Here is a 24,754-nt window from a genome sequence, read left to right as displayed (position 1 = left end):
GCCTAAACGCTAGACAGCGGACATGATTATCGAGCCTGCTTCATGAAGCCCGTCATTTTCGGAACGTCGGGCCTGTCCCTGACAGCGGACGAGGCCGCATTCTTTCGCGATGCCGATCCGGCAGGCTACATCCTCTTCGCCCGCAATATCGCGGACATCGCGCAGGTCCGCGCGCTGACCGATTCGCTGCGCATCCTCCACGGGCGCGACGATCTCCTCATCATGATCGATCAGGAGGGTGGTCGCGTCGCCCGGATGCGTCCGCCCGTCTGGCCTGCCTTCCCGCCCGGTTCAGCCTTCGACGCACTGTACGAAATCGCCCCCGCTTCCGCTATCGAGGCGGCACGCACCAATGCGCAAGCCATCGCCACCACCTTGCGCGAATGTGGCATCACCGTCGATGCGCTGCCCTTGCTCGACGTGCGCCAACCCGGCGCCAGCGACATCATGGGCGACCGCACCTTCGGCAGCGACCCGATGCGCGTCGCGGCGCTCGGACGGGCGGTGCTGGACGGTCTCAAACGGGGCGGCGTCACCGGCATCGTCAAGCATATGCCGGGCCACGGCCGCGCGCTTGTCGACAGCCACCTCGAACTCCCCCATGTCGATGCCGACGAAGCTGCACTCGCCATCGATCTGGAACCGTTCCGCACGCTCAACTGGGCACCCATCGGCATGACTGCGCACATCGTCTATGCGGCATGGGACAACACGCTCCCCGCCAGCCTGTCGCCCACGGTCATCCAGACTGTCATTCGCGACCGCATCGGCTTCGACGGTCTGCTCATGTCCGACGATCTCGATATGAAGGCGTTAAGCGGCAGCGTGCCGGAACTGGCGGCGGGCGTCGTCGCGGCGGGATGCGATCTTGCGCTCAACTGCTGGGCGCGGATGGACGAGATGATCGGCATCGTGAACGCACTCCCCGACATCACGCCACGCGCCCGCGAACGGCGGGACGCCGCCATGTCCCATGCCGCCACGCCCACCGACGACGCGCCACTCGACGCGCTGCTTGCCAAGCGCGACGCCTTTCTGGCGCTGGCCTGAGGTTCGGGCACCCATGGACGATCTTTTCCTTCTCCCTGATCGCCCAACCGGCCCTGAAACGCTGACCGTCAGCTTCGACGCATGGGAAGGGCCGCTCGACCTGCTCCTTGCGCTCGCCCGCACGCAAAAAGTCGACCTCCGCGAAATCTCGATCCTTGGGTTGGTCGAACAATATCTGGGCTTCATCGACGGCGCACGCGAACTGAAGCTGGAACTTGCTGCCGATTATCTCGTGATGGCGGCGTGGCTCGCTTATCTCAAATCCGGCCTGCTGCTTCCCCGCGATGAACAGGTCGATCCGTCGCCCGAAGAACTCGCGCTCCGCCTCCAACTCCGCCTGCAACGACTCCACGCGATGCGCGAAGCGGCGGCGCGCTTGATGGCGCGCGACCGGGTGGGGCGCGACGTCTTCGTCCGCCCCGCACCAGAAGGATTGCGCACCGTGCGGAAGGCTGCATGGTCCGCCAGTCTTTTCGAACTCATCCAAGCCTATGGACAGATCCGCGCCCGCACCCAGCCTGCCGTCCATGTCGTCTCCCGTCGTCCGGTGATGACGCTGGACGAAGCGATCATGCGCGTCGGCGCACTGATCGGCACGCGGATCGACTGGGCGACTCTCGAATCCTTTCTGCCGCAAGGGGTGAGCGGTGCATTGGGTCGGTCCGCGCTGGCCAGCAGCTTCGTCGCCGCCTTGGAACTGGCCAAGCAGGGCAAAGTGGAAATCCGGCAGGAAGGCATTTTCGCCCCCCTCTATCTCCGCGCCCCGCAGACTGGGGCACGCACATGACCGGCGAACCCGACGATTTCACTCGCGCCGTTGAAGCGACCCTGTTCGCATCGGAACAGCCGATGTCGACCGCAGACCTGCGCCTCCACGTCGGCACCTCCGGCGATCTGCCCGCCACTCTGCACAAGCTACAGGCCGACTATGCCGGGCGCGGCATCAATCTGGTTGAACGGGGCGGGCTCTGGCATTTTCAGACGGCCGCCGATCTGGCGCATATTTTGCGGCGGGAGAAGGAAGAGACGCGGCGGTTGTCGCGCGCGGCCATGGAAACATTGGCGATCATCGGCTATCATGAGCCGGTCAGCCGGGCCGAGATCGAAGCGATCCGGGGCGTTCAGGTCGGTAAGGGGACGCTGGATGTGCTGATGGAAGCGGGCTGGGTGCGCCCCGCCGGACGGCGCGAAGTGCCGGGTCGCCCGCTGATTTTCGCAACGACGCCCGAATTTCTGACGCATTTCGGGCTTACGAGTCGCCGCGATCTGCCCGGCATCGACGATTTGCGTGCTGCCGGGCTGCTCGATCCTGTCGATCTCGCGATGGAAAGCGCGATGGCGGCAGGCGCTGCGGAGGAAGACGGCCAATCCGTGGTGGAAATGGGTGATGAAGACGCCTAGATAGTGTCGTAGCTTTTGGAGAATTGTGATGGGTTCGTTTTCATTGATGCACTGGGTGATCGTCCTGCTGGTGGTCATGTTGCTGTTCGGCAGCGGACGTATCTCCAGCCTGATGGGCGACGTGGCCAAGGGTATCAAGACTTTCAAAAAGGGCATGGAAGACGATTCCGACGATCTGCCCACCGCGCGTCCTGCGGCCAAGATCGAAGGACAGCGCGCGCCGGAGCCGAGCGTGCCCAAGACCGAAGAGCATAAGCAGGTCTGATAAAAACCTAAGTTTCAGACAGCATTATGTTCGACATCGGATCGACGGAGCTTTTGCTCATCGTCATCGTGGCCATCGTCGTGATCGGCCCGAAGGACTTGCCGCGCGCGCTTTACAAGGTCGGGCAGATCGTGGGGAAAGCCCGCGGCATGGCCCGACATTTCCGCACGGGCATCGACGCGATGGTCCGCGAAGTGGAATTGCAGGAACTGGAAAAAAAGTGGGCCGAACAGAACAAGCGGATCATGGAAGAACATCCGCCTGAAACTGTCGAAACCCCTGCTGTCGCGCCAGCTATCGACGGCACCCAGATGGGCGAGGCCGATCTCCCGCCACCTCCGCCCTTGCATGCGTCGGATGCGCAGCCTCAGCTCGATTTGTCCGATACGCCGATGACCCCGCTGGCCGCTACCGCCTCTGCTGAGGAACCTGTGCAGCCAGCAAGCGCAAAGAACGACAGGGCTGCATGACCCAGGATATTGACGACAGCAAGGCACCGCTGCTCGACCATTTGATCGAGCTGCGCGGGCGGCTGCTCAAATGCGTGTACGCGCTCGTCATCTGCGGCGTCATCTGCTTCTATTTTTCCGACAAGCTCTTTGCCTTCCTTATTCAGCCGCTGCGCGAAGCTTTTGGCGAAGGGAAGGGGCAACTTGTCTATACCAAGCTGTACGAAGCTTTCTTCGTTCAGGTGAAGATTGCGATGTTCGGCGCATTCTGCCTGTCGTTCCCGGTGATCGCCAATCAACTCTGGGCGTTCGTGGCCCCCGGCCTGTATGCGAAGGAAAAGCGTGCGCTGCTGCCGTTCATCATTGCAACGCCAGTGCTGTTCACGATGGGCGCGGCGCTCGCTTATTACATTGTCATGCCGACGGCGTTTCACTTCTTCCTGACGTTTCAGGGCAACGCCGGTGGCCTGAACGTGGAGGCATTGCCAAGCGCGGACGCCTATCTGTCGCTCGTCATGCAATTCATATTGGCGTTCGGCATCAGCTTCCTGATGCCCGTGCTGCTGATGCTGCTCAATCGCGCGGGATTCGTTACGCGCGCCCAGCTTATCGCGTTGCGCCGGTACATGATCGTTGGCGCGTTCATCGCCGCTGCGGTGCTTACCCCGCCGGACGTCGTATCGCAGCTCATGCTCGCGATCCCGCTCATCCTGCTCTACGAAATCACGATCATCGCCATCTGGTTTACCGATCGGCACCAGGCAAAGGTTGCTGCGCAGGACGAAAAAAATGCCGGGGCGGACCCGGCATAGAAGATATTGAGGCTGCGTCGATCGGCAGCCTTCTTTTCAAAGAAAAAATCAGTCAGCAGCCTTTTCGACGGCCTGACCTGCGCTCTGTACGTCCTTGCCGGCACCTTCGACGGTGTTGCATGCGCTCAGAACCAGTGCGCTCGAAAGCAGCATCGCTGCGATAATCTTCTTCGACATAGGAAGTCTCCTTTTAAGAAAGCGAACGCTTGGCGCGTCGTGCGCCCGAAGGCTGCAACAACAGAACCCCCTTGTTCGCAAAGCGTTCCAGATTTGTTTGTCGAAAGCGAAGAAGGGTGCCCCAACGAAATTGGACCCGGAACGCAATCGGGGGGGAGAGTTGCGTCCGGGTCCATGTGTGTGGATAGCAAGAGCGGGGGGGCAAAAGATTTGCTATCCGAAAGTAAGAACCCGCAATGTCAACTGGAGTTCCCGACAAATTCAACTTCGCCAAAAATTTTCGGCGAATTCCAACACGTATTTTATAAATAACTGATAATAAACAATATTATTTCAGAAACTATATTTTACGTGTCGACTTATCTGGCAAAGGTCGCCCACTATTGCGGAACTCGGGCCGGATTGTAGACTGCGGCAGCGCCTCGGCCGGGGCGGCTTCCTGCATCGCCGGAGAGCTGAAAGGCGAAGGCAGGGCAATGATCGGTGCAATCGGCGGCACGACACCCTGCGTCGGCACGAAGACCCGCGGCGAGGGACCTGCCTGCAACTCCCGACCGCTATACCGGACCGAAAAAGCGCGGGCGGTGCCGTTCATCCCCTGCCACCGATAAAAGATATGCGCGCCGACCACGGCCACCGGGGTCAGGCTGCTGGCCCAGGCCGGATGCACCGCCAGCGTATGATAATGCGTCGCCAGCCCGACAGGGGCGTAGACCGCCCCGGCCAGCGCCTCGGTCGCGATTCGCCGCGCCCTTGCCCAGCTCGCGCTATTGGGCATCCGTGCCATCGCTCCGTCACAGCTAAAGGTGAACTGGCACTTGGTATCCGCCCGTTCCGACCCCTGATACACCACGCCGCACACGCTGTTCGGCCAGGCCGGATGACGCACCCGGTTCAGCACGACCTGCGCCACGGCCCGCTGGCCATCGTCCGGCTCGTTCCCCGCTTCGTAATAGATGGCGGAGGTCAGGCAGTTGGTCGCCCGATACTGGTCGACCGCCGTCAGCCCCCGAAACGGCGCAGCTATCGCGGCGGGACCGTTGCTCAGCGCCAGAACCTTGCTGCTCTGCGCAACCGTCGTCCCCGGCGCGGGATCGAACGCTCCCTCCGCATAGAAGAATGCCGATCCCGGGAAATTGTCCTGCGCCATTTCGCTCGGGTCGATAAACGCCGTTGGTCCGCGCAACAGATCCAGCGCCCCCATCGTCGCGGCCGGCAACAGATGCGGGGCGACGATGGCCAGCATGGCGCAACCGATCCATGTGGCGCGGTGCCGCATGACGCTTTTCGCTTTTGTACCGAAAGATGCCGATGTGGGGCGCATCTGGCGCCTATACCGGCCTTTTCCTTACTATTCTGCCCCCCAAACAGCGCTGTACCCGTTCGGGACATTAACCGTGGCTGACGTTAAAAGCCGCTATTGTCGGTCGCAAAGCCTGCCTCACTGGCACAACGCGCACGGCTCGGCTATCAGGACGCCATGCATGTTTACGACACGACACTTGCGCTGATCGGCAATACGCCGCTCGTGCGCCTTACCGGCCCCTCGCAAGAGACAGGCTGCGACATTTACGGCAAATGCGAATTTGCCAATCCAGGCGCTTCGGTGAAGGATCGCGCCGCGCTCTACATCGTACAGGATGCCGAGGAGAAGGGCTTGCTCAAGCCCGGCGGCACGATCGTCGAAGGGACCGCAGGCAACACCGGCATCGGCCTCGCGCTGGTCGCCAATGCCAAGGGGTACAAGACGATCATCGTCATCCCCGAAACGCAAAGCCGCGAAAAAATGGATACGCTCCGCGCCTTGGGGGCGGAACTGGTGACGGTGCCCGCTGCCGCTTATTCCAATCCGGGCCACTTCGTGCACACCTCGCGTCGCATTGCCGAGGAAACCGAAGGCGCGATCTGGGCCAATCAATTCGACAACATCGCCAACCGCAAGGCGCACATCCTTGGCACTGCCGAGGAAATCTGGACGCAGATGGAAGGCCGCATCGACGGTTTTACTTGCGCAGCAGGAACGGGCGGCACGATTGCAGGCGTCGGCCTTGGCCTGAAGGCGAAGGACGAGAAGATCACCATCGCGCTCAGCGATCCGCACGGCGCAGCCTTGTTCAACTATTATGCACATGGCGAGTTGAAGGCGGAAGGCAGTTCGGTCGCCGAAGGCATCGGGCAGGGCCGCATCACCGCCAATCTGGAAGGCGCGCCGATCGACACCCAGTTCCGCATTTCCGATGCGGAAGGGATCGATTGGGTCCGCCGTCTGCTCAGCGAAGAGGGGCTGTGCCTCGGTCTGTCCTCCGGCATCAACGTGGCGGGCGCGGTGGCGCTGGCACGGCAATTGGGGCCGGGGCATCGCATCGCCACGATCCTGTGCGACACCGGATTCCGCTATCTCTCGACGCTCTACAATCGCCAGTGGCTCGAATCGAAGGGGTTGACGGTGTTCCCTTGGCTGGCGCAGGATTGATCCGCAGCGGGATAAGAGGGTCAATGCCAGCTATGGCACGCACATCACATATTGCAGCGGCGGCTTCGGCGTGAGCCCTTCGTCCCCGGAACAGTCCAGGACCAGAATGCCCGAACGCGAAAGCAAGGGCAGCGATCGGCGGCAGGATGGCCTGCACCGGGTACAGATCGGGCTGACGGGATTGGCGGGTGTCATTCTGCTGGTGGGCCTCGCCAACATCGTGATCGACAAGGCGCAACTGGATGAGCGGACCATGCCGCCGCCGGTCGTGCCGACGCTGAACGCAGGCGCCGAAAACGCTGTCGCGCCGCGTGAACCTTTGGCGGAACTTGGGGTAACGCCGTCCGCCGAACAATCCGGCCAGGTCGTCCCCGACTTGCAGCCGGACCCGGCACTCAGCAAGCCTATGGACAGCGAGCCGCAATAACTTGTCGACGATTGCGGTAGTGCGCCGCCCGCTTGGCGCCGCGGCGATGATGCTGCTCCCCATCGTCGGCGCGTTGATCGGCGGACTATATTATGGGCCGATATTGCGTAACGGACAGGTCGCGCTGGCATCCTGGGTGCCGTTCATCCTGATCGCCGCGGCATTGGCGAGCTGTGTCGGGTGGATGTTGGGGAAGCGGCGGGGAATCGTTCTCGTCGCCCTGTGGACCTTGCTAGGCGGTTTGCTGAGCGCGCTAATATTATGCTGTGTCGCCGCAGGCACCATGCCTGCCTTTCGGGCTGCGACGGCGAGCGCTCCGCCCGCAGGCCCCCGCGAACCGCTCGCGATCCACACCGCGCTCGACCTGTATTGGGGGCAAAGCCGCACGCTGGCCACGCTCGACAAGGCATTTGAGATAGACCGGCTCGACCTGCTATCGCCTCAGAACCTGGGGATGCACGACCGCCTGTTGCTGGCACAGCCGCGCTTGTTGAAACCCGAGGAACTGGTTGCTCTGGACCAGTGGGTCCGCGATGGAGGTCGCGCGGTCACCCTTGCCGATCCGCTGCTCGTCTGGCCCACCGATCTGGCGTCCGGCGACCGGCGCCGTCCCCCCGTGACCAGCCTGCTCGATCCCTTGCTGGCGCATTGGGGTCTCACGCTGGAGCCCGCGCCCGATATGGCGACGCAGCGCCAGTTCGTCGATAACGGACGCCTGCTGATAATGTCTGCCGCGTCCCGGTTCACGATCCGACACAGTGACTTTGCGCGCTGCCAGATGGTCGGCAACGGATGGTCGGTCACCTGCCGTATCGGCAAAGGCAAGGTGCGGCTTATCGCGGATGCCGACATGCTGAACGAAAGGACATGGCAGGCGCCCGATGGCGGCGTGCTGATCGGCGACAACATGGCCCTGATCGATCAATGGCTGCGCAAGCCTCTGGCTTCCGTACAGAACTGGTCCGGGGCACCGACCTGGACGCAAAGCAATCGGGCGGTGGTGGCGGGCCTCCGTTGGGCGTTACTCGCTGGCGCACTCTGGGCGATTCTGGGTGCCATGCTGATCCTGCGTTTGGAAGGAACGCAGTCACGCCCGGACAATTGGAGAAACAGGAAAGAACAAGTGTAGAACAACGCGCTTTCAAAGGGTTGTTGGACGGTGAAAAACCATCGCCGAACAGTAGATTCCCATCATGACCCAGATTTTCCCCTTTATTCCCGACCTAACCCTTGATACTTAGGTGTCCATAGGGGCTGTTCAGGCTTTGTGATTCCTGTGACGGCGAAAGGCTTTGCGCATCTGCTTTTCGCGGCGGGAGAGCTGCGGCCCCTGAAGAAAGGGGCAAGGCGGTTTTCTCGTGACGAGCAACATACTCTTCTCGGGTAACGCCTTCAGCCTCGCCGATGGCAAGGGACGCTTCGTCCTGCCTCTCGAAATGCGCAAACAGGTCAAGCTGGGCAGCAGCAACGAAAACCGGCTGGTGACGTCGTTTCACGACAAACACCCCTGCGCCACCGGTTTCGGCACCATCTTTCGCCAGCAACAGGAAGACTCCATTGCCGCTCGCGCCCTCGCGGCGATGAACCGTGGCGACGATTACGATGAGGATGCGGAGCGCGAAAAGCTGTTCCCGCTGATGGACGACATCAACTTCGACGATGGCGGTCGCTTCTTCCTGCCTGACGACCTGAAACGCGCCAGCGGCATTACCGACGCAATCTTCTTCGTCGGCGTCAGCCGCTATATCCAGATGTGGAACCCCGCGTCTTACGAAGCTAGCGAGTCCGGCCATGCCATTCTGAAGGCAAAGTGCCGTGAGTTCCTTGCCGGACGGGAGGCGTCAGGCAAATGACGACCGCTGCTCTCCATACTGCCGCGCCGCACATTCCGGTCCTGCTCGATGAAGTTCTCGACGCACTCGCCATTGCCCCTGGCGAAACGCATGTCGATGGCACATTCGGCGCAGGCGGCTACAGCCGCGCCATGGCAGGGCAGGGCGCGCGCGTCATTGCGTTCGATCGCGATCCCGACGCTATCCGCGAAGGGCAGGCTGTTGCCGACGTGGCTGGCATCACGCTGATCGAAGGCGAATTTTCGCGGATGCAGGCCTTGCTCGCGGATGCAGGCGTGGATCAGGTGGCGGGTATCACGCTCGACATCGGCGTGTCCTCGATGCAGCTCGACCGGGCGGATCGTGGTTTCTCCTTCCAGTCCGACGGTCCGCTCGACATGCGGATGAGCCAGTCGGGGACAAGCGCCGCCGATTTCCTCAACACTGCGCCCGAAGACGCCATCGCCGACGTCATCTATCGCTATGGCGAGGAACCCAAGTCGCGCCGGATCGCGCGCTTCATCGTCGAGGCGCGACCCTTGTCGCGCACCGGCGAACTGGCCGCTGTCGTGCGCCGCGCGCTGGGTCACAAGCCGCACGACAAGAAAGACCCCGCGACCCGCGTCTTTCAGGCGATCCGCATCCATCTCAATCAGGAACTGGAAGAGCTGGAACGCGGTCTCGAAGCGGCGGAAGCTGTGCTGCAGCCGGGCGGTCGCCTTGCCATCGTCACCTTCCACAGTCTTGAAGACCGGATCGTAAAGCAATTCCTGCGCCGCCGCAGCGGAGGCGAAGGTGCTGGTTCCCGTCACATGCCGATGCAGACGAAGGCCGATGCACCGACTTTCGCCAAGCCTGCCAAGGCCGTGCGCGCCGGTCCGTCCGAACTCGCCGCCAATCCGCGCGCCCGCTCGGCCACCTTGCGCAGTGCCGTGCGCACGGCTGCGCCTGCTCTTTCATCCGTCGCAATGGGGGTCCGGTCATGATCGCCGTCAAGCGTTTGCAAAGTCTGTTCTGGGTATTGCTTGTCACTCTTGGCGCGCTGTCCGCTTATCTTGTCTCGCTGCGCGCGGCGACCGAGCGCAACGAACTGAACAAGGTCCGCGCCCAGATTGCGCAAACCCGTGGCGACATCCGCTACCTCGAAACGGAGTTTAGCGCGCGGGCCAGTCTGCGTCAGCTTGAGCGCTGGAATGCAGAGGATTTCCGCTATTCCACGCCCACCGTCGGACAATATCTGAGTGGCGAGCGTGCTTTGGCCAGCCTTGACGGGGTGCAGCCCAACGGTCCTGCCTATGTCGCGCCGCCGGTAATGGCGGCGATGGTGCAGACGCCCGCAGACCTTCCCGCCGCGACGCAAGTGGCGCAGGCCAGCCCTGCCGCTACCCAGATCCGCAGCGACATTGCGATCATTCGAACGGCGCAGGCTGCAGACAATGTCGAAAAGCTGGCGCGTCCCGCCAAGGCTGCGGCTTCGTCTGACAAATCCGAACGGAGCCGCCCCGGCCCCGTAGCGCGCAATGCCGAACGCATGGCGATGCTCGATGCCAAGCTGCTGGATGACAGCACCTTGGGCGACCTCAGCAAGCGCGCCGCCAGCGAAAAACGCAAGGGCAACCACTGATGGCCACGCTGGTCGTCCGCCCGGACCGGCCTCGCACCGGCACGGACCGCATCAACCTGACCGCGCTGGCGCATCAGCGGCTGATGCTTTTGCTCGTTCTTTTCATCGCGATCACGGGCCTCATTGCCTTAAGGCTGATGTGGATGGGCGTGTTCTCCGGCAGTGGCGCGCGCAGCAGCATTGCTTCGGGCATCCTGCCGCGTGCCGATATCGTGGATCGCAATGGCGAGCCGCTGGTCCGCACGATGGACGGCTATTCGATTTCGGTGCGACCGGATCGGCTTATCGGCGATCCGGCCGAACTGGCGCGCAAGCTTAATGAGATTTTTCCGGACCAAAGTGCCGCCGACTTCTACAAGAAGTTGACAGGCAAAGGCTGGGCCTATCTGCGCAAGCGCGCCATGCCCGAACAGGTGGCGGCCGTGAACGCATTGGGCGAAGTCGGCATCGAATTTCCGCGCGAAAAGGAGCGCGTTTATCCGCAACGCACGCTTGCCGCGCATGTGCTGGGCTTCCCGCCGACCGATGGGGCAGGCGGGATGGGTGTGGAACTCGCCTTCAACGATGAACTGACCAGGCACGGCGCCACCGGTAAGCCATTCATGCTGTCGATTGACACGCGCGTTCAGGCGGCCTTGGAAAGTGAGCTGTATGCGCAAATGATCTCGCAGCAGGCCAAGGGCGCCGGCGGGATCATCATGGACGCCAATACCGGCGAAATCATCGCCATGGCGTCGCTCCCCGTGTTCGACCCGAACAAGCTTGTGGCGGATACCGCCACAAGCTGCAACGATTCCGCACGCTGCAACGATATGGTGCAATCGCGCTACGAACTGGGGTCGACCTTCAAACCCATATCGATAGCCGCCGCCATGGATCATGGCACGGTAAAGTCGATGTCGAAGCGCTATGACGCGACCGCACCGCTACCGATTGGCGGCTTTCACATCAAGGACGACCATCCGCTGGGCCGCTGGATCAATGTCCCGGAAACGCTGGTACATAGTTCCAACATCGCCACCGCGCGGATAGCCGACGAAATGGGCGCTGCTCCATTGCAGGCGGTGTTCCGGTCGCTCGAATTCGATAGCCGCCCCAGCATCGAGTTGAAGGAGCGCGCCGGTACGCTGTGGCCCGTTAACTGGGGACGCATCACCACGATGACCACTTCCTATGGCCATGGGATCGCGGTTACGCCGCTGCATCTGGCCAGCGCTTATGCCGCGCTCGTCAACGGCGGCATCTGGCGTCCGGCCACGTTGCGGCGTCTGTCGGCCAATGATGTGCCGCACGGTCGTCGGGTTTTCTCCGCCGCGACCAGCGCACGGATGCGGCAGCTTTTGCGCATGATCGTCGCCGCTGGGACAGGCCGCAGCGCGGATGCCAAGGGCTATCGCGTTGGCGGTAAGACCGGTTCTGCGGAAAAGCCGTTCGAGGGTGGCTATGCGCACCACTCGCTCGTCACTACCTTTGCTGCGGCCTTCCCGATGGATAATCCTAAATATGTCGTCCTCGCAATGATGGACGAGCCGAAGGGCAATGCTGAGACATTCGGTCTGCGCACCGCAGCCTGGACGGCATCGCCTGTGGTAAAGCGCGTGGTGGAACGGGTCGGCCCTATGCTAGGCATCATTCCCGATGAGCGGCGCGACGTGGATATTTCCGAACTGATGCCGCTGCTATGGAACCCGAAGGGTGAGGAATGATGCGGCTGGACGCACTGATTGAAGGACTGAATCCGACCGAAGGTGACGTTGCGGTCATCGGCTTTGCAATCGATCATCGCAAGGTTGCGCCCGGCACCGTCTTTGGCGCATTTCCCGGTGCGCGCTTCAATGGTGAGGATTTCATCGCCGACGCGATAGCCGCTGGCGCCGTCGCCATCGTAGCGCGCCCCGAAGCGGTCGTGAATGGCGCGGTGCATCTGTCCGATGCCGAACCGCGTCGGCTTTTCGCGTCCTTAGCCGCCAAATTTTTCGCGCCCTTCCCGGCAACGACCGTCGCTGTGACCGGCACTAACGGCAAGACCTCGACAGTCGAACTGACGCGCCAGATCTGGCGGCTGATGGGTGAGAAGTCGGCTTCCATCGGTACGTTGGGCGTGACGACGGCAGTCGATCAGGTGTCGACCGGCCTCACCACGCCGGACATCGTGACCTTCCTGTCGAACATGTCGGGTCTTCGCCGCGAAGGCATCACCCATGCTGCGTTCGAAGCGTCCAGCCACGGCCTCGACCAGTTCCGCACCGAAGGTTTGCCGGTGCTGGCGGGCGCGTTCACCAACCTCAGCCGCGATCATCTCGATTATCATGGCGACATGGACAGCTATTTCCATGCCAAGATGCGCCTGTTCGACGAAGTGGTCGCACCCGGCGGCGCGGCGGTCATCTGGGCCGACGATCCCAAGTCCGCTGATGTCATCGCCCGCGCCCAAGCACGCGGCCTGCGCATCCTCTCCGTTGGCGTTCAGGGTGAAGCCCTCAAACTCGTTGAGCGCACCCCGACGCATCTCGGCCAGACCCTGCTGGTCGAGGCCGATGGGAAAACCCACAAAATCAACCTGCCGCTGATCGGGGCTTATCAGGCTGCTAACGCTCTGGTGTCCGCCGGACTGGTGATTGCCACCGGCGGCGACACGACCAAAGTTCTGGAATTTCTCGCCCGCGTTCAGCCCGTGCGCGGTCGTCTGGAACGTGCCGTCATCACCCACACCGGGGCGCCGGTCTATGTCGATTACGCCCACACGCCCGACGGTCTGCGCGCCGCCATCGAAGCGCTCCGCCCGCACACGCGCGGCAAGCTCATAACCCTGTTCGGCGCAGGCGGTGACCGTGATGCAGGCAAGCGTCCACAAATGGGCAAGGTCGCCACCGACCTGTCGGACGTAGTCATAGTCACGGACGACAATCCCCGCTCCGAAGAGCCTTCGTCCATCCGCGCAGCCATCATGGCGGGCGCACCCGGCGCAACCGAAATCGGCGGGCGCCGCGCTGCCATCGCCGCCGCCATCGCTTTGGCGGGCCCCGACGATATCGTCCTGCTCGCGGGCAAGGGCCATGAACAGGGCCAGATCATCGGCGACCGCGTCTTGCCCTTCGACGATGTGACTGTCGCACGGGAGTGCGCGGAGTAATGCAATGAGTGCGCTCTGGACCTCAGATGAAATCGCAGCGGCGGTGGGCGGAACGGCGTCCGCCGCTTTTGCCGTTTCGGGCGTTGCTTTCGATAGCCGCGAAGTCGGACCGGGCGATCTGTTCGTCGCGCTCAAAGGCGAAGCGACCGACGGACATAACTATGTCGATACCGCCATCGCGTCCGGCGCGTCGGGCGTTCTCGTCAGTACCCCCGTTGCCGTGCCGCATGTGCTGGTCCATGACAGCTTTGCCGCATTGCAGGCGATGGGCCGCGCCGCTCGCGCTCGCACGTCGGCGGGAATCATCGGTGTTACCGGATCGGTCGGCAAGACAGGAACGAAGGAAGCGCTCTTCCAGGCGCTCGACCGCGCCAATCCCGGCAAGGTGCATCGTTCGGTCAAAAGCTATAACAACCATGTCGGCGTCCCGCTCAGCCTGTCGCGCATGCCGACCGACAGCGCCTATGGCGTGTTCGAAATGGGCATGAATCATGCGGGCGAGCTGTCCGCGCTCACGCGGCTGGTGCGGCCCAACGTTGCTATCGTCACTGCCATCGCCCCCGCCCACATCGAATTTTTCGCCTCGGAAGCCGCCATCGCCGATGCAAAGGCGGAGATATTCGAAGGTCTCGAACCCGGCGGCACTGCTATTATCCCCTTCGACAGCCCGCATATCGACGGGCTGCGCGCGCACGCCGAACGCTTCGCGGCTCACATACTGACCTTCGGCATCGGCAAAGGCGCGGATATTCGGGCCGTTGAGGCCGTACCAGCCGAACAGGGCGGCACGCTCGTCACGGCAAAATTCCCCAAGGCGGAGTTGTGCTTCACCATCGGCGCACCCGGCGATCATTGGGTGACCAATGCGCTGGCCGTCCTCGGCGCAGTCGAAGCGCTGGGGGGTGACATCGCCGCCGCCGGTCTCGCGCTTGCGGAGTTGCCAGGCCTTGCCGGTCGCGGCGCACGCACCACACTGCATGTCGATGGCCGGGAGGCGCTGCTGATCGACGAAAGCTACAACGCCAATCCGCTTTCCATGGCCGCGACCCTGCGCCAGCTCGGACGCGAAAAGGCGGCGCGCCGGGTCGTAGTTCTTGGCGCGATGAAGGAACTGGGCGACCGCAGCGCGGAACTCCACGCCGGTCTCGCCGATCCCATTACGACCAGCCGTGTCGATTATGCGATCCTTGTCGGCGAAGACATGGCCCCGCTCGCGCAGCGGCTTGAAGGACAGGTCGCTTTCGCGCATGTGCCCGACGCCAATGCTGCCAAAAGCCTCATCCTGTCACGGGTGCAGGCTGGCGACGCGATATTGGTCAAAGGATCGAACAGTGTCGGCTTATCGCGCGTGGTCGCGGCGTTGGCCGATGGGGATAAAGCATAATGTTGTACTGGCTGGCGCAGACGCTGGACTTTCAAGGGGTTTTCAACCTCGTCCGTTATTTGAGCTTCAGGACCGGCGCGGCGATTGCGAGCGCTTTGGTCATCGGCTTAATCATCGGCCCGCGCTTCATCGGCTGGCTGCGCGTGCGTCAGGGCAAGGGGCAGCCGATCCGCGAAGACGGCCCCCAAAGCCACCTCGCCAAGCGCGGAACGCCCACAATGGGCGGCCTGATGATCCTCACCGCAATGATCATTTCGGTCCTGCTGTGGATGAACCTTTCGTCGGTGTACGTCTGGGCCTGCATCTTCGTGACGCTGGGCTTTGGAGCCATCGGCTTCATGGACGACTACGACAAGGTGACGAAGGCCAGCCATAAGGGGCTGTCCGGCAAGTTCCGTCTCCTGTGCGAATTCGCGATAGCCGGTTTCGCCGCGTGGCTGGTCGTCGGCCATAACGGCACCGCGCTCTACGTCCCGTTCTGGAATGGCCCCGCGCTCAACCTTGGGCCGTTCTACTATGTGTTCGCGGCCTTCGTTATCGTGGCATTCGGCAATGCCGTGAACCTGACGGACGGACTAGACGGCCTCGCCACCATGCCGGTCATCATCGCCAGCCTCGCCTTCATGCTGATCGTCTATCTGGTCGGCCGCGCCGATTTTGCCGAATATCTTGGCATTCCGCATGTGCCGGGCGCAGGCGATCTCACGATCCTGTGCGGCGCGATAGTCGGGGCAGGGCTGGCCTTCCTCTGGTTCAATGCGCCGCCCGCCGCTGTGTTCATGGGCGACACCGGCAGCCTCGCCTTGGGCGGCACCATCGGCGTGATCGCCGTCAGCGCGCATCATGAAATCGTGCTCGGCATCATCGGCGGTCTGTTCGTCGTCGAAGCCATGTCGGTGATCATTCAGGTGTTCTTCTACAAACGCACCGGTCGACGCGTGTTCAAAATGGCGCCGATCCACCATCATTTCGAACAGCTCGGCTGGGCCGAAGCCACTGTCGTCATCCGCTTCTGGATCATCGCTTTCGTTCTCGCCCTCGCTGGCCTTGCGACGTTGAAGCTGCGGTGATCGTCAGCAGCGCCTTTGCGGGGAAGACCTACGCCGTACTCGGATTGGCGCGCAGCGGCCTAGCGACCGTCGCAACGCTGGTGGCGAGCGGCGCGCGCGTCGTGGCATGGGACACACGCGAAGAAGCGCAGGCGCTCGTCGCGGACAAGGCAGAGATCGCCGATCCCCTGACCATCGACCTTGCCGGTTTCGACGGCATCGTCGTATCGCCCGGCGTCCCGCTCAACCGCCATCCTATTGCGGAAAAGGCACGGGAGGCAGGCGTCCCGGTCATCGGCGATATCGAACTGTTCGCGCTCGCTCGGCCGACATTGCCCCCACATCGCGTGGTCGCCATCACCGGCACCAACGGCAAGTCGACTACAACCGCGCTCATCCACCACATCATCCAGAGCGCAGGGATCCCCACGTCGATGGGGGGCAATATCGGCCTGCCGGTCCTTGGCGAAGAACCCCTGTCCGAAGGCGGCATCTACGTCCTCGAACTATCGAGCTATCAGATCGATCTGACCTACAGCCTTGATTGCGACGTAGCGGTGTTGCTCAACATCACCCCGGACCATCTGGATCGCTATGACGGATTCGAAGGCTATGTCGCCTCCAAAGAGCGTCTGTTCGCGATGCAGACAGTCGGCCATCCTGCAGTAATAGCAGTCGATGATGATACGACACGCCGCATCGCCGATAACTTGTGCTCCTGCGAAAGCAGGAGCCTAGGGAAGCTCGGTGCCACGCAGCCTGGACTCCTGCCTTCGCAGGAGAACGGCGTACAGCGGGTAAGCGCCAACGACGTGGACACCGCTGCGCAATCCATGTGGCCCTCCTTGCAAGGCCCACACAATGCGCAAAACGCGGTGGTTGCTATCGCCGTAGCGCGCGCCCTTGGCATAGATGAGACCGTCATCCAGTCGTCGCTGAAAACCTTCTCCAGCTTGCCCCACCGGATGCAACGGGTCGCCGAAGTCAACGGCGTCCTCTACGTCAACGACAGCAAGGCCACCAACGCGGCCTCCACCGCCCCGGCGCTCGCGGCCTATCCCCCCATAACCGGCAAACCCCGCATCCACTGGATATTGGGTGGCATCGCCAAGACCGACAATCTCGACGAGTGCGTCCCCTTTTATGGCAACGTCGCCCACGCCTACACCATTGGCGAATCCGGCCACATGTTTGCCGATATCCTCCGCCCTCATATGGACGTCGACGACAGCGAAATGCTGCTGACCGCCGTGCGCCGCACCGCACGCGTCGCGCAACCCGGTGACGTAGTGCTGTTGTCCCCCGCCTGCGCCTCGTTCGATCAGTTCCGCGATTTTGAAGCGCGGGGCGATGCCTTTGTGGCAGCGGTGCACGCGATAGGAGCCTGCACCGATGGCTAGCGGCAGCTTCAAACCCGGTCGTCTTGTCAAAGGCTTCCGCGGCAAGACGGTTCCGCGTGAGCGCACTGCACTGGCCATCTGGTTCTGGGAAATCGACAGGGTACTGTTGTCGCTGATTGCGGTATTGATCGCTATCGGCCTTGTCGCCGTGGCGGCGGCGTCGCCCGTCGCAGCCATCGATCGTTCGACCAGTGAGATCGCCGTCAATCCACTGATCTATTTCTATCGTCAGCTCATGTGGGTGGGCATCGGCTTACCGGTCATGCTGGTGATATCGATGCTCCCGCGAACGCAGGCGCGGCGGCTTGCGCTGGGCATGACGGCCTTCTTCCTGCTCATGCTGTTGCTCGTTCCCATCCTGGGCAATACGATCAACGGCGCCAAGCGCTGGATCGACTTACCCGGCATGCGTTTTCAGCCATCGGAATTTCTGAAACCTGCGTTCGTCGTCACGCTGGCGTGGTTGCTGTCCCTGCGTGGCAAGGACGCCAATCTGCCGGTCATCCCGTTGAGCGGATTGCTGACGGCCATCGTCGCGTTGCTCCTGATGCGTCAGCCGGATCTTGGGCAAACGGTTATCTTCTGCGCCGTCTGGGGTGCGCTTCTGTTGCTGTCGGGCGTATCGATGCGCGCTATTGGTGGGCTGGTGGCCGGGGCCATGGGCCTCTTCGTTCTCACCTATATTTTCTACGAAAACGGTCGCAATCGCATCAACGACTTTCTGGGCTTCAACGTCGCGACCGACACCGGCCCGGATCAGGTCGATCTTGCGCATAAGACGATCACCAATGGCGGCTTTACCGGCGTGGGTCCGGGCGGCGGGCAGGCGAAGTTCAACCTGCCTGAAGCGCACACCGATTACATCTTCTCCGTCATTGGCGAAGAATTCGGCCTGCTCGCGTGCATCGGCATCGCCATCGTCTATCTGGCCATCGTCGTGCGCGTTCTCCTGCGTCTGCTGGACGAGGAGGACAGCTTCATCATTCTGGCCGCCGCTGGCCTCACGACTGAGTTCGGGTTGCAGGCGATTATCAACATGGGCGTGAACGCGCATATATTTCCGTCGAAGGGGATGACGCTGCCCTTTATCAGCTACGGCGGCTCCTCTATGATCGCACTTTGCATCGGGGTCGGCCTGTTGCTGGCGTTCACGCGCCGCAATCCCTTCATGGACCGCAGCCCCTATGTCGTGAAATGGAGCGGTCGATGAGCATTTCCCGTCACTTCGTCCTCGCAGCCGGCGGGACCGGGGGGCATATGATCCCCGCTTATGCGGTGGCGAAGGAACTGACCGCGCGTGGCCACCATGTCGCGCTGGTCACTGACGAACGCGGCGCGAAGATCCCCGGCATATTCGAGGATATGCAGGTCCATGTCCTGCCCGCAGGCCGGATGCAGGGTGGGCCAATCGGCTGGCTGCGCGGCGGCAAGGCAATCCTCGCGGGCCGCGCAATGGCGATGCGCCTCTACGAGACCTTTCAACCTACGGCGGTTGTCGGTTTTGGCGGCTATCCCGCGCTACCCGCCGTACTCGCCGCGCAGAAAATGGGCATTGCGACGGCGCTGCACGAACAGAACGCCGTGCTGGGCCGCGTCAACCGCCTGATGGCGCGCAAGGTAGATGCCATCGCCACCGCTTATCCCATTGTCGAACGGCTGGCCGACAAACATGCAAACAAGGTCCATCTGATCGGCAACCCCGTTCGCGCCGAAGTCATGGCGTTGCGCGACGAGGAATTTCCCGCTTTGACGGACGAAAGCGTGTTCCGCTTGCTCGTCACCGGCGGCAGCCAGGGCGCGACAGTGCTGTCCAGCGTAGTGCCCAATGGCCTCGCTTTGCTCCCGGTCGGCCTGCGCCGTCGTCTGCAAGTCACGCAGCAATGCCGCGCCGAAGATATCGAGAAGGTCCGCCAGACTTATGCCGACATGGAAATCCCGGCCGACCTGTCGACGTATATCGAGGATATGGCCGAAAAGTTGAGCTGGGCGCATCTGGTCATTGCGCGCGCCGGTGCCTCGACCATTGCCGAACTCACCACCGCCGGTCGCCCCGCGATCCTGATCCCACTGCCCACGGCGATGGACGATCATCAGACCGCCAACGTCCGTGAGATGGTCGACGCGGGCGGCGCGCGGTCCATTCCACAATCGCAATTCACCCCCGTCGAACTCGCCAAGCAGATGCAGAAGATGGCGATGGAACCTGGCGCGCTCGCCAATGCGGCCAAGCGCGCCCGTGCCTGCGGGCGTCCCTATGCGGCGCGCGACATGGCCGATTTACTGGAAAGCATTGGAAAAGCCCCGATCATGAACGACCCCCTGCGGACCACACCCCCCGCACCCTCCAGCCTCACTTTGCAGGGTATCCCGGCATGAAGGGTGTCGCCACGGATATCGGCACGATCCATTTCATCGGCATCGGCGGCATCGGCATGTCGGGCATCGCCGAAGTCATGCACAATCTGGGTTACAAGGTGCAGGGCAGCGACGTTGCCGAAGGCTATGTGATCGAAGGATTGCGCAAGAAGGGCATTGCCGTCGCCATCGGGCATAAGGCGGAAAATCTGGGCGACGCTGCCGTGGTGGTGACGTCCACAGCGATCAAGCGGGGCAATCCTGAAGTCGAACTGGCGCTCGAAAACCGCATTCCCGTGGTGCGCCGCGCGGAAATGCTCGCCGAATTGATGCGGCTCAAATCCACCGTCGCTGTGGCCGGAACCCACGGCAAGACCACGACCACCTCGATGGTCGCCGCGCTCCTCGACGCAGGCGGCGTCGATCCGACCGTCATCAATGGCGGCATTATCAACAGCTACGGCTCCAACGCGCGTTTGGGTGCGTCCGACTGGATGGTGGTCGAAGCCGATGAGAGCGATGGCAGTTTCCTCCGCCTCGACGGCACCATCGCGGTCGTAACGAACATCGATCCCGAGCATCTCGACCATTATGGCAGCTTCGACGCGGTAAAGGACGCTTTCGTCGATTTTATCGAGAACGTCCCTTTCTACGGCGCGGCCATCGTCTGCCTCGACCATCCCGAAGTGCAGGCGATCCTGCCGCGCGTGCAAGACCGCCGCGTGGTGACCTACGGCTTCAGTGCGCAGGCCGATATTCGCGGCGATAACGTCGTCTCCTTCCCCGGCGGCAACCGCTTCGACGTGCAGGTGCGCGAGCGGGACGGCACCACGCGCAAGATCGAAGGCATCGAAATGCCGATGCCCGGTCGCCACAATGTCCTCAACGCTATGGCGGCCATCGGCGTCGCCCTGCAAATGGGCATCGACGACGCGACCATCCAAACCGGCTTTGCCAAGTTCGGTGGCGTCAAACGTCGGTTTACCAAGGTCGGCGAAGTCGCGCTCCCCGGCGGCAGCGCAACGATCATCGACGATTACGGCCATCACCCGGTCGAAATCCGCGCAGTTCTCGCTGCAGCGCGCGAAGGCGCGAGGGGTCGGGTTATTGCCGTGGTTCAGCCGCACCGCTTCACGCGCTTGCGCGATCTGATGGATGACTTTCAGCAGGCATTCAACGATGCCGATGTCGTCTACGCCGCGCCTGTCTATCCTGCTGGCGAACAACCCATAGAAGGCACTGACAGCGCCGCACTTGTCGCGGGTCTCAAGCGGCGCGGCCATCGCGCCGCCAGCGTGATCGACGGCCCCGAAGCGCTGACCGCTGCCCTCGCTGCCGATCTTCAGCCCGACGACATGGTCATCTGCCTCGGTGCGGGTGACATCACTAAATGGGCGGCCGGTCTTGCGACGGGCATCGCCGCCAGCCTGCCGGAGACGGCGGGATGATCGAGTTTGTCGACCTGTGCATCGACATGCAAAAGCGCGTCATTGAAGCGCATGAAAAGAGCCTGGAAGCTGCCCGTAACACGTTGAGGGGAGCGGATGCGCCGATTGCCATGCAGCAGGCATTGAACGACACCGGCAAAGCGAACATCGCCGCGTGGGAACGCTGGATCGCGTTGTGGACAGGGCGGAAATGACGACAACGCTCGCTCCGCTTCCCCCTCTCGATGGCACGATAGAACCGGGCGGCAGCCTTGCCGATTTCATCTGGTTCCGCACCGGTGGTCCGGCAGAATATCTGGTGCGCCCGCGCGATGTGGCGGACTTGTCGCGCTTCCTTGCTGCGCTCGATCCCGCGATGCCGGTGCTTCCGGTGGGTGTTGGCTCCAACCTGATCGTCCGCGACGGCGGCGTTCCGGGTGTAGTGGTGCGCCTGCCCAAATCCATGCAGAAAGTCGTTGTCGAACCCGGCGATCGCGTGCGTGCCGGTGGCGCAGCCATGGGCATCTCCGTGGCAAGCGCCGCGCGTGATGCGGGCATTGCTGGCCTCGAATTTCTGCGCGGCATCCCCGGCACGGTGGGCGGCGCCGTCCGCATGAACGCGGGCGCCTATGGGCGCGACACCAGCGACATTCTGATCGAAGTCACGCTCGTCCTGCGCGACGGCAGCGTCGAGACATGGCCCGCTGCAAAGCTGGGCTACACCTATCGGCATAGCGACCTCCCCGTCGGCGCGGTCGTCATCGAAGCCTTGTTCGAAGGCACGCCCGGCGATCCCGCCGTCATCGGCGCAGAGATGGATCGCATCGCCGCCGAACGCGAAGCCAGCCAGCCGTTGCGCAGCCGCACCGGCGGTTCGACCTTCAAGAACCCCGACGGTCACAAGGCCTGGGCGCTGATCGACAAGGCAGGCTGTCGCGGCCTGCGCCGGGGTGATGCGCAAGTGTCGGAAAAACATTGCAACTTCCTGCTCAACCTCGGCGGAGCAACCAGCGCGGATATTGAGGCATTGGGCGAAGACGTGCGGGACAAGGTGAAAGCAGACAGCGGCGTGGAGCTTGAGTGGGAAATTCAGCGGGTGGGGTTGGCGAAGTGACAAACATTGTGCCCCGCGATGATTTCGAGCGCGGCATCATCGAGAATATGCGCGAGCATGGTTGTCAGGTAAACGCGGTATTCGATCCAGACGGCGAACAGCCGAACTTTGCCTACTCTATTGGCTTTAAAGAGACGGTGGATCAGCCAGAAGTGATCACATTCGGCTTACCTATCGAAATGATGAAATTTATGGTCAATCAGACACTTCGTGAATGTAGGGAAGGTCTCGTTCTAACCGATGGTGCCGTCATCGAAGGCCTACTGGAAGGTCACAAGTGCATCGCTCGGATCGTTCATCCCAGCCAGATAGCTGAAGAGTTTGTAAATTCCGCGCTGTGGTACCACAAGGTGAGAACCGGCCAGCGCTTGACTGATGTTGTCCAGATAGTGTGGCCAGGGGCCGTCGATGGCCTGTTCCCTTGGGATGACGGCTGCGATGCCGGCGTAATAGCTTTGCAGCCCGCCTTATATGAAGAGCGACTTAGTTGATGACCCGTGGCCCCTGGCATGTAGCAGTCCTGATGGGCGGCTGGTCCGCCGAGCGTTCCGTCTCGCTCTCCTCCGGTGAGGGGATCGCAAAGGCGCTTGAGTCTCGCGGTCATCGGGTTACCCGGATCGACATGGACCGCGACGTCGCCGTGCGCCTGCATGAAGCAAAGCCCGATGTGGTGTTCAACGCGCTGCATGGCGTACCAGGTGAAGACGGCACAGTGCAGGGCATGATGGACCTGATGGGCCTCACCTACACCCATTCCGGCCTCGCCACGTCGGTGATCGCCATCGACAAGCAACTGACCAAGCAGGCGCTGGTCCCTCACGGCATCCCCATGCCCGGCGGGCAGGTCGTCGAAAGCGCGACCCTGTTCGAACGTGACCCGATCCCGCGGCCCTATGTCGTAAAGCCCGTTAACGAAGGCTCCTCTGTGGGCGTCGCCATCGTCACTGACGAAAGCAATTTCGGCAATCCCATCGGTCGTGATGTCGAAGGACCGTGGCAGCATTTCACCGAATTGCTTGCGGAGCCTTATATTCGGGGGCGCGAACTCACGACCGCCGTGCTGGGCGATGAAGCGCTGCTGGTCACCGAACTGCGACCCCAGAGCGGCTTTTACGATTTCGACGCCAAATATACCGATGGCATGACCGACCATATCTGCCCCGCTGACATCCCCGACGATGTCGCTGAGCAGTGCAAGGCAATTGCCCTGCGCGCGCATCGGCTTTTAGGGTGTCGCGGTGCTTCGCGCTCCGATTTCCGTTGGGACGATACGCAGGGCATCGACGGCCTCTTCCTCCTCGAAGTGAATACGCAGCCGGGCATGACGCCACTCAGCCTCGTGCCGGAACAGGCTGCGAAGCTGGGCATCGCATATGCCGAGCTGGTCGAACGAATCGTCGAGGATGCTTTGATGGCCGGGGGGCAAAGACATGAGCAGTGATGCACGCATCAGGCGCGGCGGAACCAGCCGCCCCCCACCACGCAACGCCACCCGTGGCCGCCGCGCCCTCAAGAAACAGTCGCGCATGGATCGACTTATTGCCGCATTGCCCATCAGCGATGCCACGGTACAGCGGCTTGCGACCTTTGCGATCGTGGGCTTAGTGGGCGGGGCGGCTGTCGGAACGGCTATCTTCCTGGGTCTGCCAGCCATGGCAAAGATGGAATTTGCCAGTGCCACCGCCAAAGCAGGCTTCGAAGTCGCCAAGGTCGAAGTGCATGGCGTCGAGCGGATGGACGAACTTGCGGTCTATAACATCGCTTTGGGGCAGGTGGACCGCTCGATGGTCAATGTCGATCTACCCAAGCTGCGCAGCGACCTGATGACATTGGGCTGGGTGAAGGACGCGCGCGTATCCCGTCGCCTACCCGATACGCTGGTGGTCGATATCGTCGAGCGTCAGCCGGTGGCTGTATGGCAGAATGCAGGTCAGTTGCGCCTGATCGACGTGTCGGGTGCCGTGCTGCAAACGGTCTCGCTGTCCAACATGCCCGATCTGCCGCTGGTCGTCGGACCCAACGCCAATCGTCAAACCGCGCGGCTGAACCAGTTGCTCGATGCCGCCCCCGCGCTCAAGCCGATGCTGGCTGGCGCGACATGGATCGGCGATCGTCGCTGGGATCTGCGGTTTCAATCGGGCGAGACGCTTTCTCTCCCCGAAGGCGAGCCTCAGGCGGCATCGGCGCTTGTGAATTTCGCGCGGATGGATGGGGTAAACCGCCTGCTGGGCCGTGGTATCATCCGCTTCGACATGCGCGATCCCGATAAGTTCGTGCTGCGTATGCCCAAGGATCGCGCCGCAAAGGGCGATGACGCTAAAGGCGAAACGCCGAAAGACGTGAAGGTCGCCGCAACCAGCGGTGAGGGGGAAGTCTGAGATC

The 24,754-nt window shown here is 62.4% G+C and carries 27 protein-coding genes; 25 read left to right on the top strand and 2 right to left on the bottom strand.

The window, feature by feature from the left end; all coding sequences use genetic code 11:
• Positions 1 to 42: 42 nt before the first annotated feature.
• Genes nagZ through tatC form a run of 6 tightly spaced genes read left to right on the top strand, consistent with a single transcriptional unit; the run spans position 43 to position 3,977 of the window.
• Positions 43 to 1,050 carry a beta-N-acetylhexosaminidase gene (nagZ, locus tag QMG56_RS08890; protein WP_281822185.1) on the top strand — a complete coding sequence of 336 codons (1,008 nt, stop codon included), beginning with the start codon at positions 43 to 45 and terminating at the stop codon, positions 1,048 to 1,050.
• A gap of 13 nt (positions 1,051 to 1,063) precedes the next feature.
• A complete protein-coding gene (locus QMG56_RS08885) occupies positions 1,064 to 1,837 on the top strand; it encodes a ScpA family protein (RefSeq protein ID WP_281822184.1) in 774 nt (257 codons plus the stop codon).
• A complete protein-coding gene (gene scpB / locus QMG56_RS08880; protein ID WP_281822183.1) occupies positions 1,834 to 2,451 on the top strand; it encodes an SMC-Scp complex subunit ScpB in 618 nt (205 codons plus the stop codon). Before QMG56_RS08885 ends, scpB begins: the two co-directional genes overlap by 4 nt.
• 28 nt (positions 2,452 to 2,479) lie before the next feature.
• Positions 2,480 to 2,716, top strand: coding sequence for a twin-arginine translocase TatA/TatE family subunit (locus tag QMG56_RS08875; protein WP_230186822.1), 237 nt, complete (start codon positions 2,480 to 2,482; stop codon positions 2,714 to 2,716).
• A 26-nt stretch (positions 2,717 to 2,742) separates the two neighbouring features.
• A complete protein-coding gene (gene tatB, locus QMG56_RS08870; protein ID WP_281822182.1) occupies positions 2,743 to 3,186 on the top strand; it encodes a Sec-independent protein translocase protein TatB in 444 nt (147 codons plus the stop codon).
• Positions 3,183 to 3,977: a twin-arginine translocase subunit TatC gene (gene tatC, locus QMG56_RS08865; protein ID WP_230186824.1), complete on the top strand. Its 795-nt coding sequence runs from the start codon at positions 3,183 to 3,185 to the stop codon at positions 3,975 to 3,977. Before tatB ends, tatC begins: the two co-directional genes overlap by 4 nt.
• 48 nt (positions 3,978 to 4,025) lie before the next feature.
• Here tatC and QMG56_RS08860 read toward each other — a convergent pair whose 3' ends face one another.
• Positions 4,026 to 4,154 (bottom strand): entericidin A/B family lipoprotein, encoded by a 129-nt coding sequence (locus tag QMG56_RS08860; protein ID WP_230186825.1) that lies wholly within the window; start codon positions 4,152 to 4,154, stop codon positions 4,026 to 4,028.
• Between the two features lie 340 nt (positions 4,155 to 4,494).
• Positions 4,495 to 5,478, bottom strand: a complete 984-nt coding sequence (locus tag QMG56_RS08855) for a cell wall hydrolase (RefSeq protein WP_375713663.1) — start codon at positions 5,476 to 5,478, stop codon at positions 4,495 to 4,497.
• Between the two features lie 156 nt (positions 5,479 to 5,634).
• Between QMG56_RS08855 and QMG56_RS08850 the strand changes: the two genes are divergently transcribed.
• From QMG56_RS08850 to QMG56_RS08760, 19 genes are all read left to right on the top strand, one after another.
• Positions 5,635 to 6,627, top strand: coding sequence for a cysteine synthase A (locus tag QMG56_RS08850; protein ID WP_281822181.1), 993 nt, complete (start codon positions 5,635 to 5,637; stop codon positions 6,625 to 6,627).
• A 106-nt stretch (positions 6,628 to 6,733) separates the two neighbouring features.
• On the top strand, positions 6,734 to 7,054 hold the full coding sequence (locus QMG56_RS08845; RefSeq protein WP_230186827.1) for a hypothetical protein: 321 nt from the start codon (positions 6,734 to 6,736) through the stop codon (positions 7,052 to 7,054).
• 46 nt (positions 7,055 to 7,100) lie between these two features.
• Positions 7,101 to 8,183: a Gldg family protein gene (locus QMG56_RS08840; protein WP_281822180.1), complete on the top strand. Its 1,083-nt coding sequence runs from the start codon at positions 7,101 to 7,103 to the stop codon at positions 8,181 to 8,183.
• Positions 8,184 to 8,412: 229 nt separating this feature from the next.
• Positions 8,413 to 8,907 carry a division/cell wall cluster transcriptional repressor MraZ gene (locus QMG56_RS08835; RefSeq protein WP_230186829.1) on the top strand — a complete coding sequence of 165 codons (495 nt, stop codon included), beginning with the start codon at positions 8,413 to 8,415 and terminating at the stop codon, positions 8,905 to 8,907.
• Positions 8,904 to 9,872: a 16S rRNA (cytosine(1402)-N(4))-methyltransferase RsmH gene (gene rsmH / locus QMG56_RS08830; protein WP_281822178.1), complete on the top strand. Its 969-nt coding sequence runs from the start codon at positions 8,904 to 8,906 to the stop codon at positions 9,870 to 9,872. The genes QMG56_RS08835 and rsmH overlap by 4 nt, the downstream gene beginning before the upstream one ends.
• A complete protein-coding gene (locus QMG56_RS08825) occupies positions 9,869 to 10,510 on the top strand; it encodes a colicin transporter (RefSeq protein ID WP_230186831.1) in 642 nt (213 codons plus the stop codon). The genes rsmH and QMG56_RS08825 overlap by 4 nt, the downstream gene beginning before the upstream one ends.
• On the top strand, positions 10,510 to 12,216 hold the full coding sequence (locus tag QMG56_RS08820) for a penicillin-binding protein 2 (protein ID WP_281822177.1): 1,707 nt from the start codon (positions 10,510 to 10,512) through the stop codon (positions 12,214 to 12,216). Before QMG56_RS08825 ends, QMG56_RS08820 begins: the two co-directional genes overlap by 1 nt.
• Positions 12,216 to 13,643 carry a UDP-N-acetylmuramoyl-L-alanyl-D-glutamate--2,6-diaminopimelate ligase gene (locus QMG56_RS08815; protein ID WP_281822258.1) on the top strand — a complete coding sequence of 476 codons (1,428 nt, stop codon included), beginning with the start codon at positions 12,216 to 12,218 and terminating at the stop codon, positions 13,641 to 13,643. The genes QMG56_RS08820 and QMG56_RS08815 overlap by 1 nt, the downstream gene beginning before the upstream one ends.
• Positions 13,644 to 13,647: 4 nt before the next feature.
• Positions 13,648 to 15,027 (top strand): UDP-N-acetylmuramoyl-tripeptide--D-alanyl-D-alanine ligase, encoded by a 1,380-nt coding sequence (murF, locus tag QMG56_RS08810; RefSeq protein WP_281822176.1) that lies wholly within the window; start codon positions 13,648 to 13,650, stop codon positions 15,025 to 15,027.
• Positions 15,027 to 16,097 carry a phospho-N-acetylmuramoyl-pentapeptide-transferase gene (gene mraY, locus QMG56_RS08805; protein WP_281822175.1) on the top strand — a complete coding sequence of 357 codons (1,071 nt, stop codon included), beginning with the start codon at positions 15,027 to 15,029 and terminating at the stop codon, positions 16,095 to 16,097. Before murF ends, mraY begins: the two co-directional genes overlap by 1 nt.
• Positions 16,094 to 17,476, top strand: coding sequence for a UDP-N-acetylmuramoyl-L-alanine--D-glutamate ligase (murD, locus tag QMG56_RS08800; RefSeq protein WP_281822174.1), 1,383 nt, complete (start codon positions 16,094 to 16,096; stop codon positions 17,474 to 17,476). The genes mraY and murD overlap by 4 nt, the downstream gene beginning before the upstream one ends.
• Positions 17,469 to 18,686 carry an FtsW/RodA/SpoVE family cell cycle protein gene (locus QMG56_RS08795; protein ID WP_230186837.1) on the top strand — a complete coding sequence of 406 codons (1,218 nt, stop codon included), beginning with the start codon at positions 17,469 to 17,471 and terminating at the stop codon, positions 18,684 to 18,686. The genes murD and QMG56_RS08795 overlap by 8 nt, the downstream gene beginning before the upstream one ends.
• The gene (gene murG, locus QMG56_RS08790) at positions 18,683 to 19,852 is read left to right on the top strand and encodes an undecaprenyldiphospho-muramoylpentapeptide beta-N-acetylglucosaminyltransferase (protein WP_281822173.1); all 1,170 of its coding nucleotides are present in this window, start codon (positions 18,683 to 18,685) and stop codon (positions 19,850 to 19,852) included. The genes QMG56_RS08795 and murG overlap by 4 nt, the downstream gene beginning before the upstream one ends.
• Entirely contained in the window at positions 19,849 to 21,279 is a 1,431-nt protein-coding gene (gene murC / locus QMG56_RS08785; protein WP_281822172.1) for a UDP-N-acetylmuramate--L-alanine ligase, read from the top strand. The genes murG and murC overlap by 4 nt, the downstream gene beginning before the upstream one ends.
• A complete protein-coding gene (locus tag QMG56_RS08780; RefSeq protein WP_281822171.1) occupies positions 21,276 to 21,473 on the top strand; it encodes a hypothetical protein in 198 nt (65 codons plus the stop codon). The genes murC and QMG56_RS08780 overlap by 4 nt, the downstream gene beginning before the upstream one ends.
• Positions 21,470 to 22,372: a UDP-N-acetylmuramate dehydrogenase gene (gene murB, locus QMG56_RS08775; protein ID WP_281822170.1), complete on the top strand. Its 903-nt coding sequence runs from the start codon at positions 21,470 to 21,472 to the stop codon at positions 22,370 to 22,372. The genes QMG56_RS08780 and murB overlap by 4 nt, the downstream gene beginning before the upstream one ends.
• Positions 22,369 to 22,863: a DUF4262 domain-containing protein gene (locus QMG56_RS08770; RefSeq protein WP_281822169.1), complete on the top strand. Its 495-nt coding sequence runs from the start codon at positions 22,369 to 22,371 to the stop codon at positions 22,861 to 22,863. The genes murB and QMG56_RS08770 overlap by 4 nt, the downstream gene beginning before the upstream one ends.
• Entirely contained in the window at positions 22,863 to 23,813 is a 951-nt protein-coding gene (locus QMG56_RS08765; protein ID WP_281822168.1) for a D-alanine--D-alanine ligase, read from the top strand. The genes QMG56_RS08770 and QMG56_RS08765 overlap by 1 nt, the downstream gene beginning before the upstream one ends.
• Positions 23,803 to 24,750, top strand: coding sequence for a cell division protein FtsQ/DivIB (locus QMG56_RS08760; protein WP_281822167.1), 948 nt, complete (start codon positions 23,803 to 23,805; stop codon positions 24,748 to 24,750). The genes QMG56_RS08765 and QMG56_RS08760 overlap by 11 nt, the downstream gene beginning before the upstream one ends.
• The last annotated feature ends 4 nt before the right edge of the window (positions 24,751 to 24,754 follow it).

The sequence above is a fragment of the Sphingobium sp. BS19 genome (assembly GCF_027925545.1).
Lineage (GTDB): Bacteria > Pseudomonadota > Alphaproteobacteria > Sphingomonadales > Sphingomonadaceae > Sphingobium.
The sequence above is the reverse complement of the archived record's forward strand: the minus strand, read 5'-3'. Positions and strand labels throughout refer to the sequence as shown.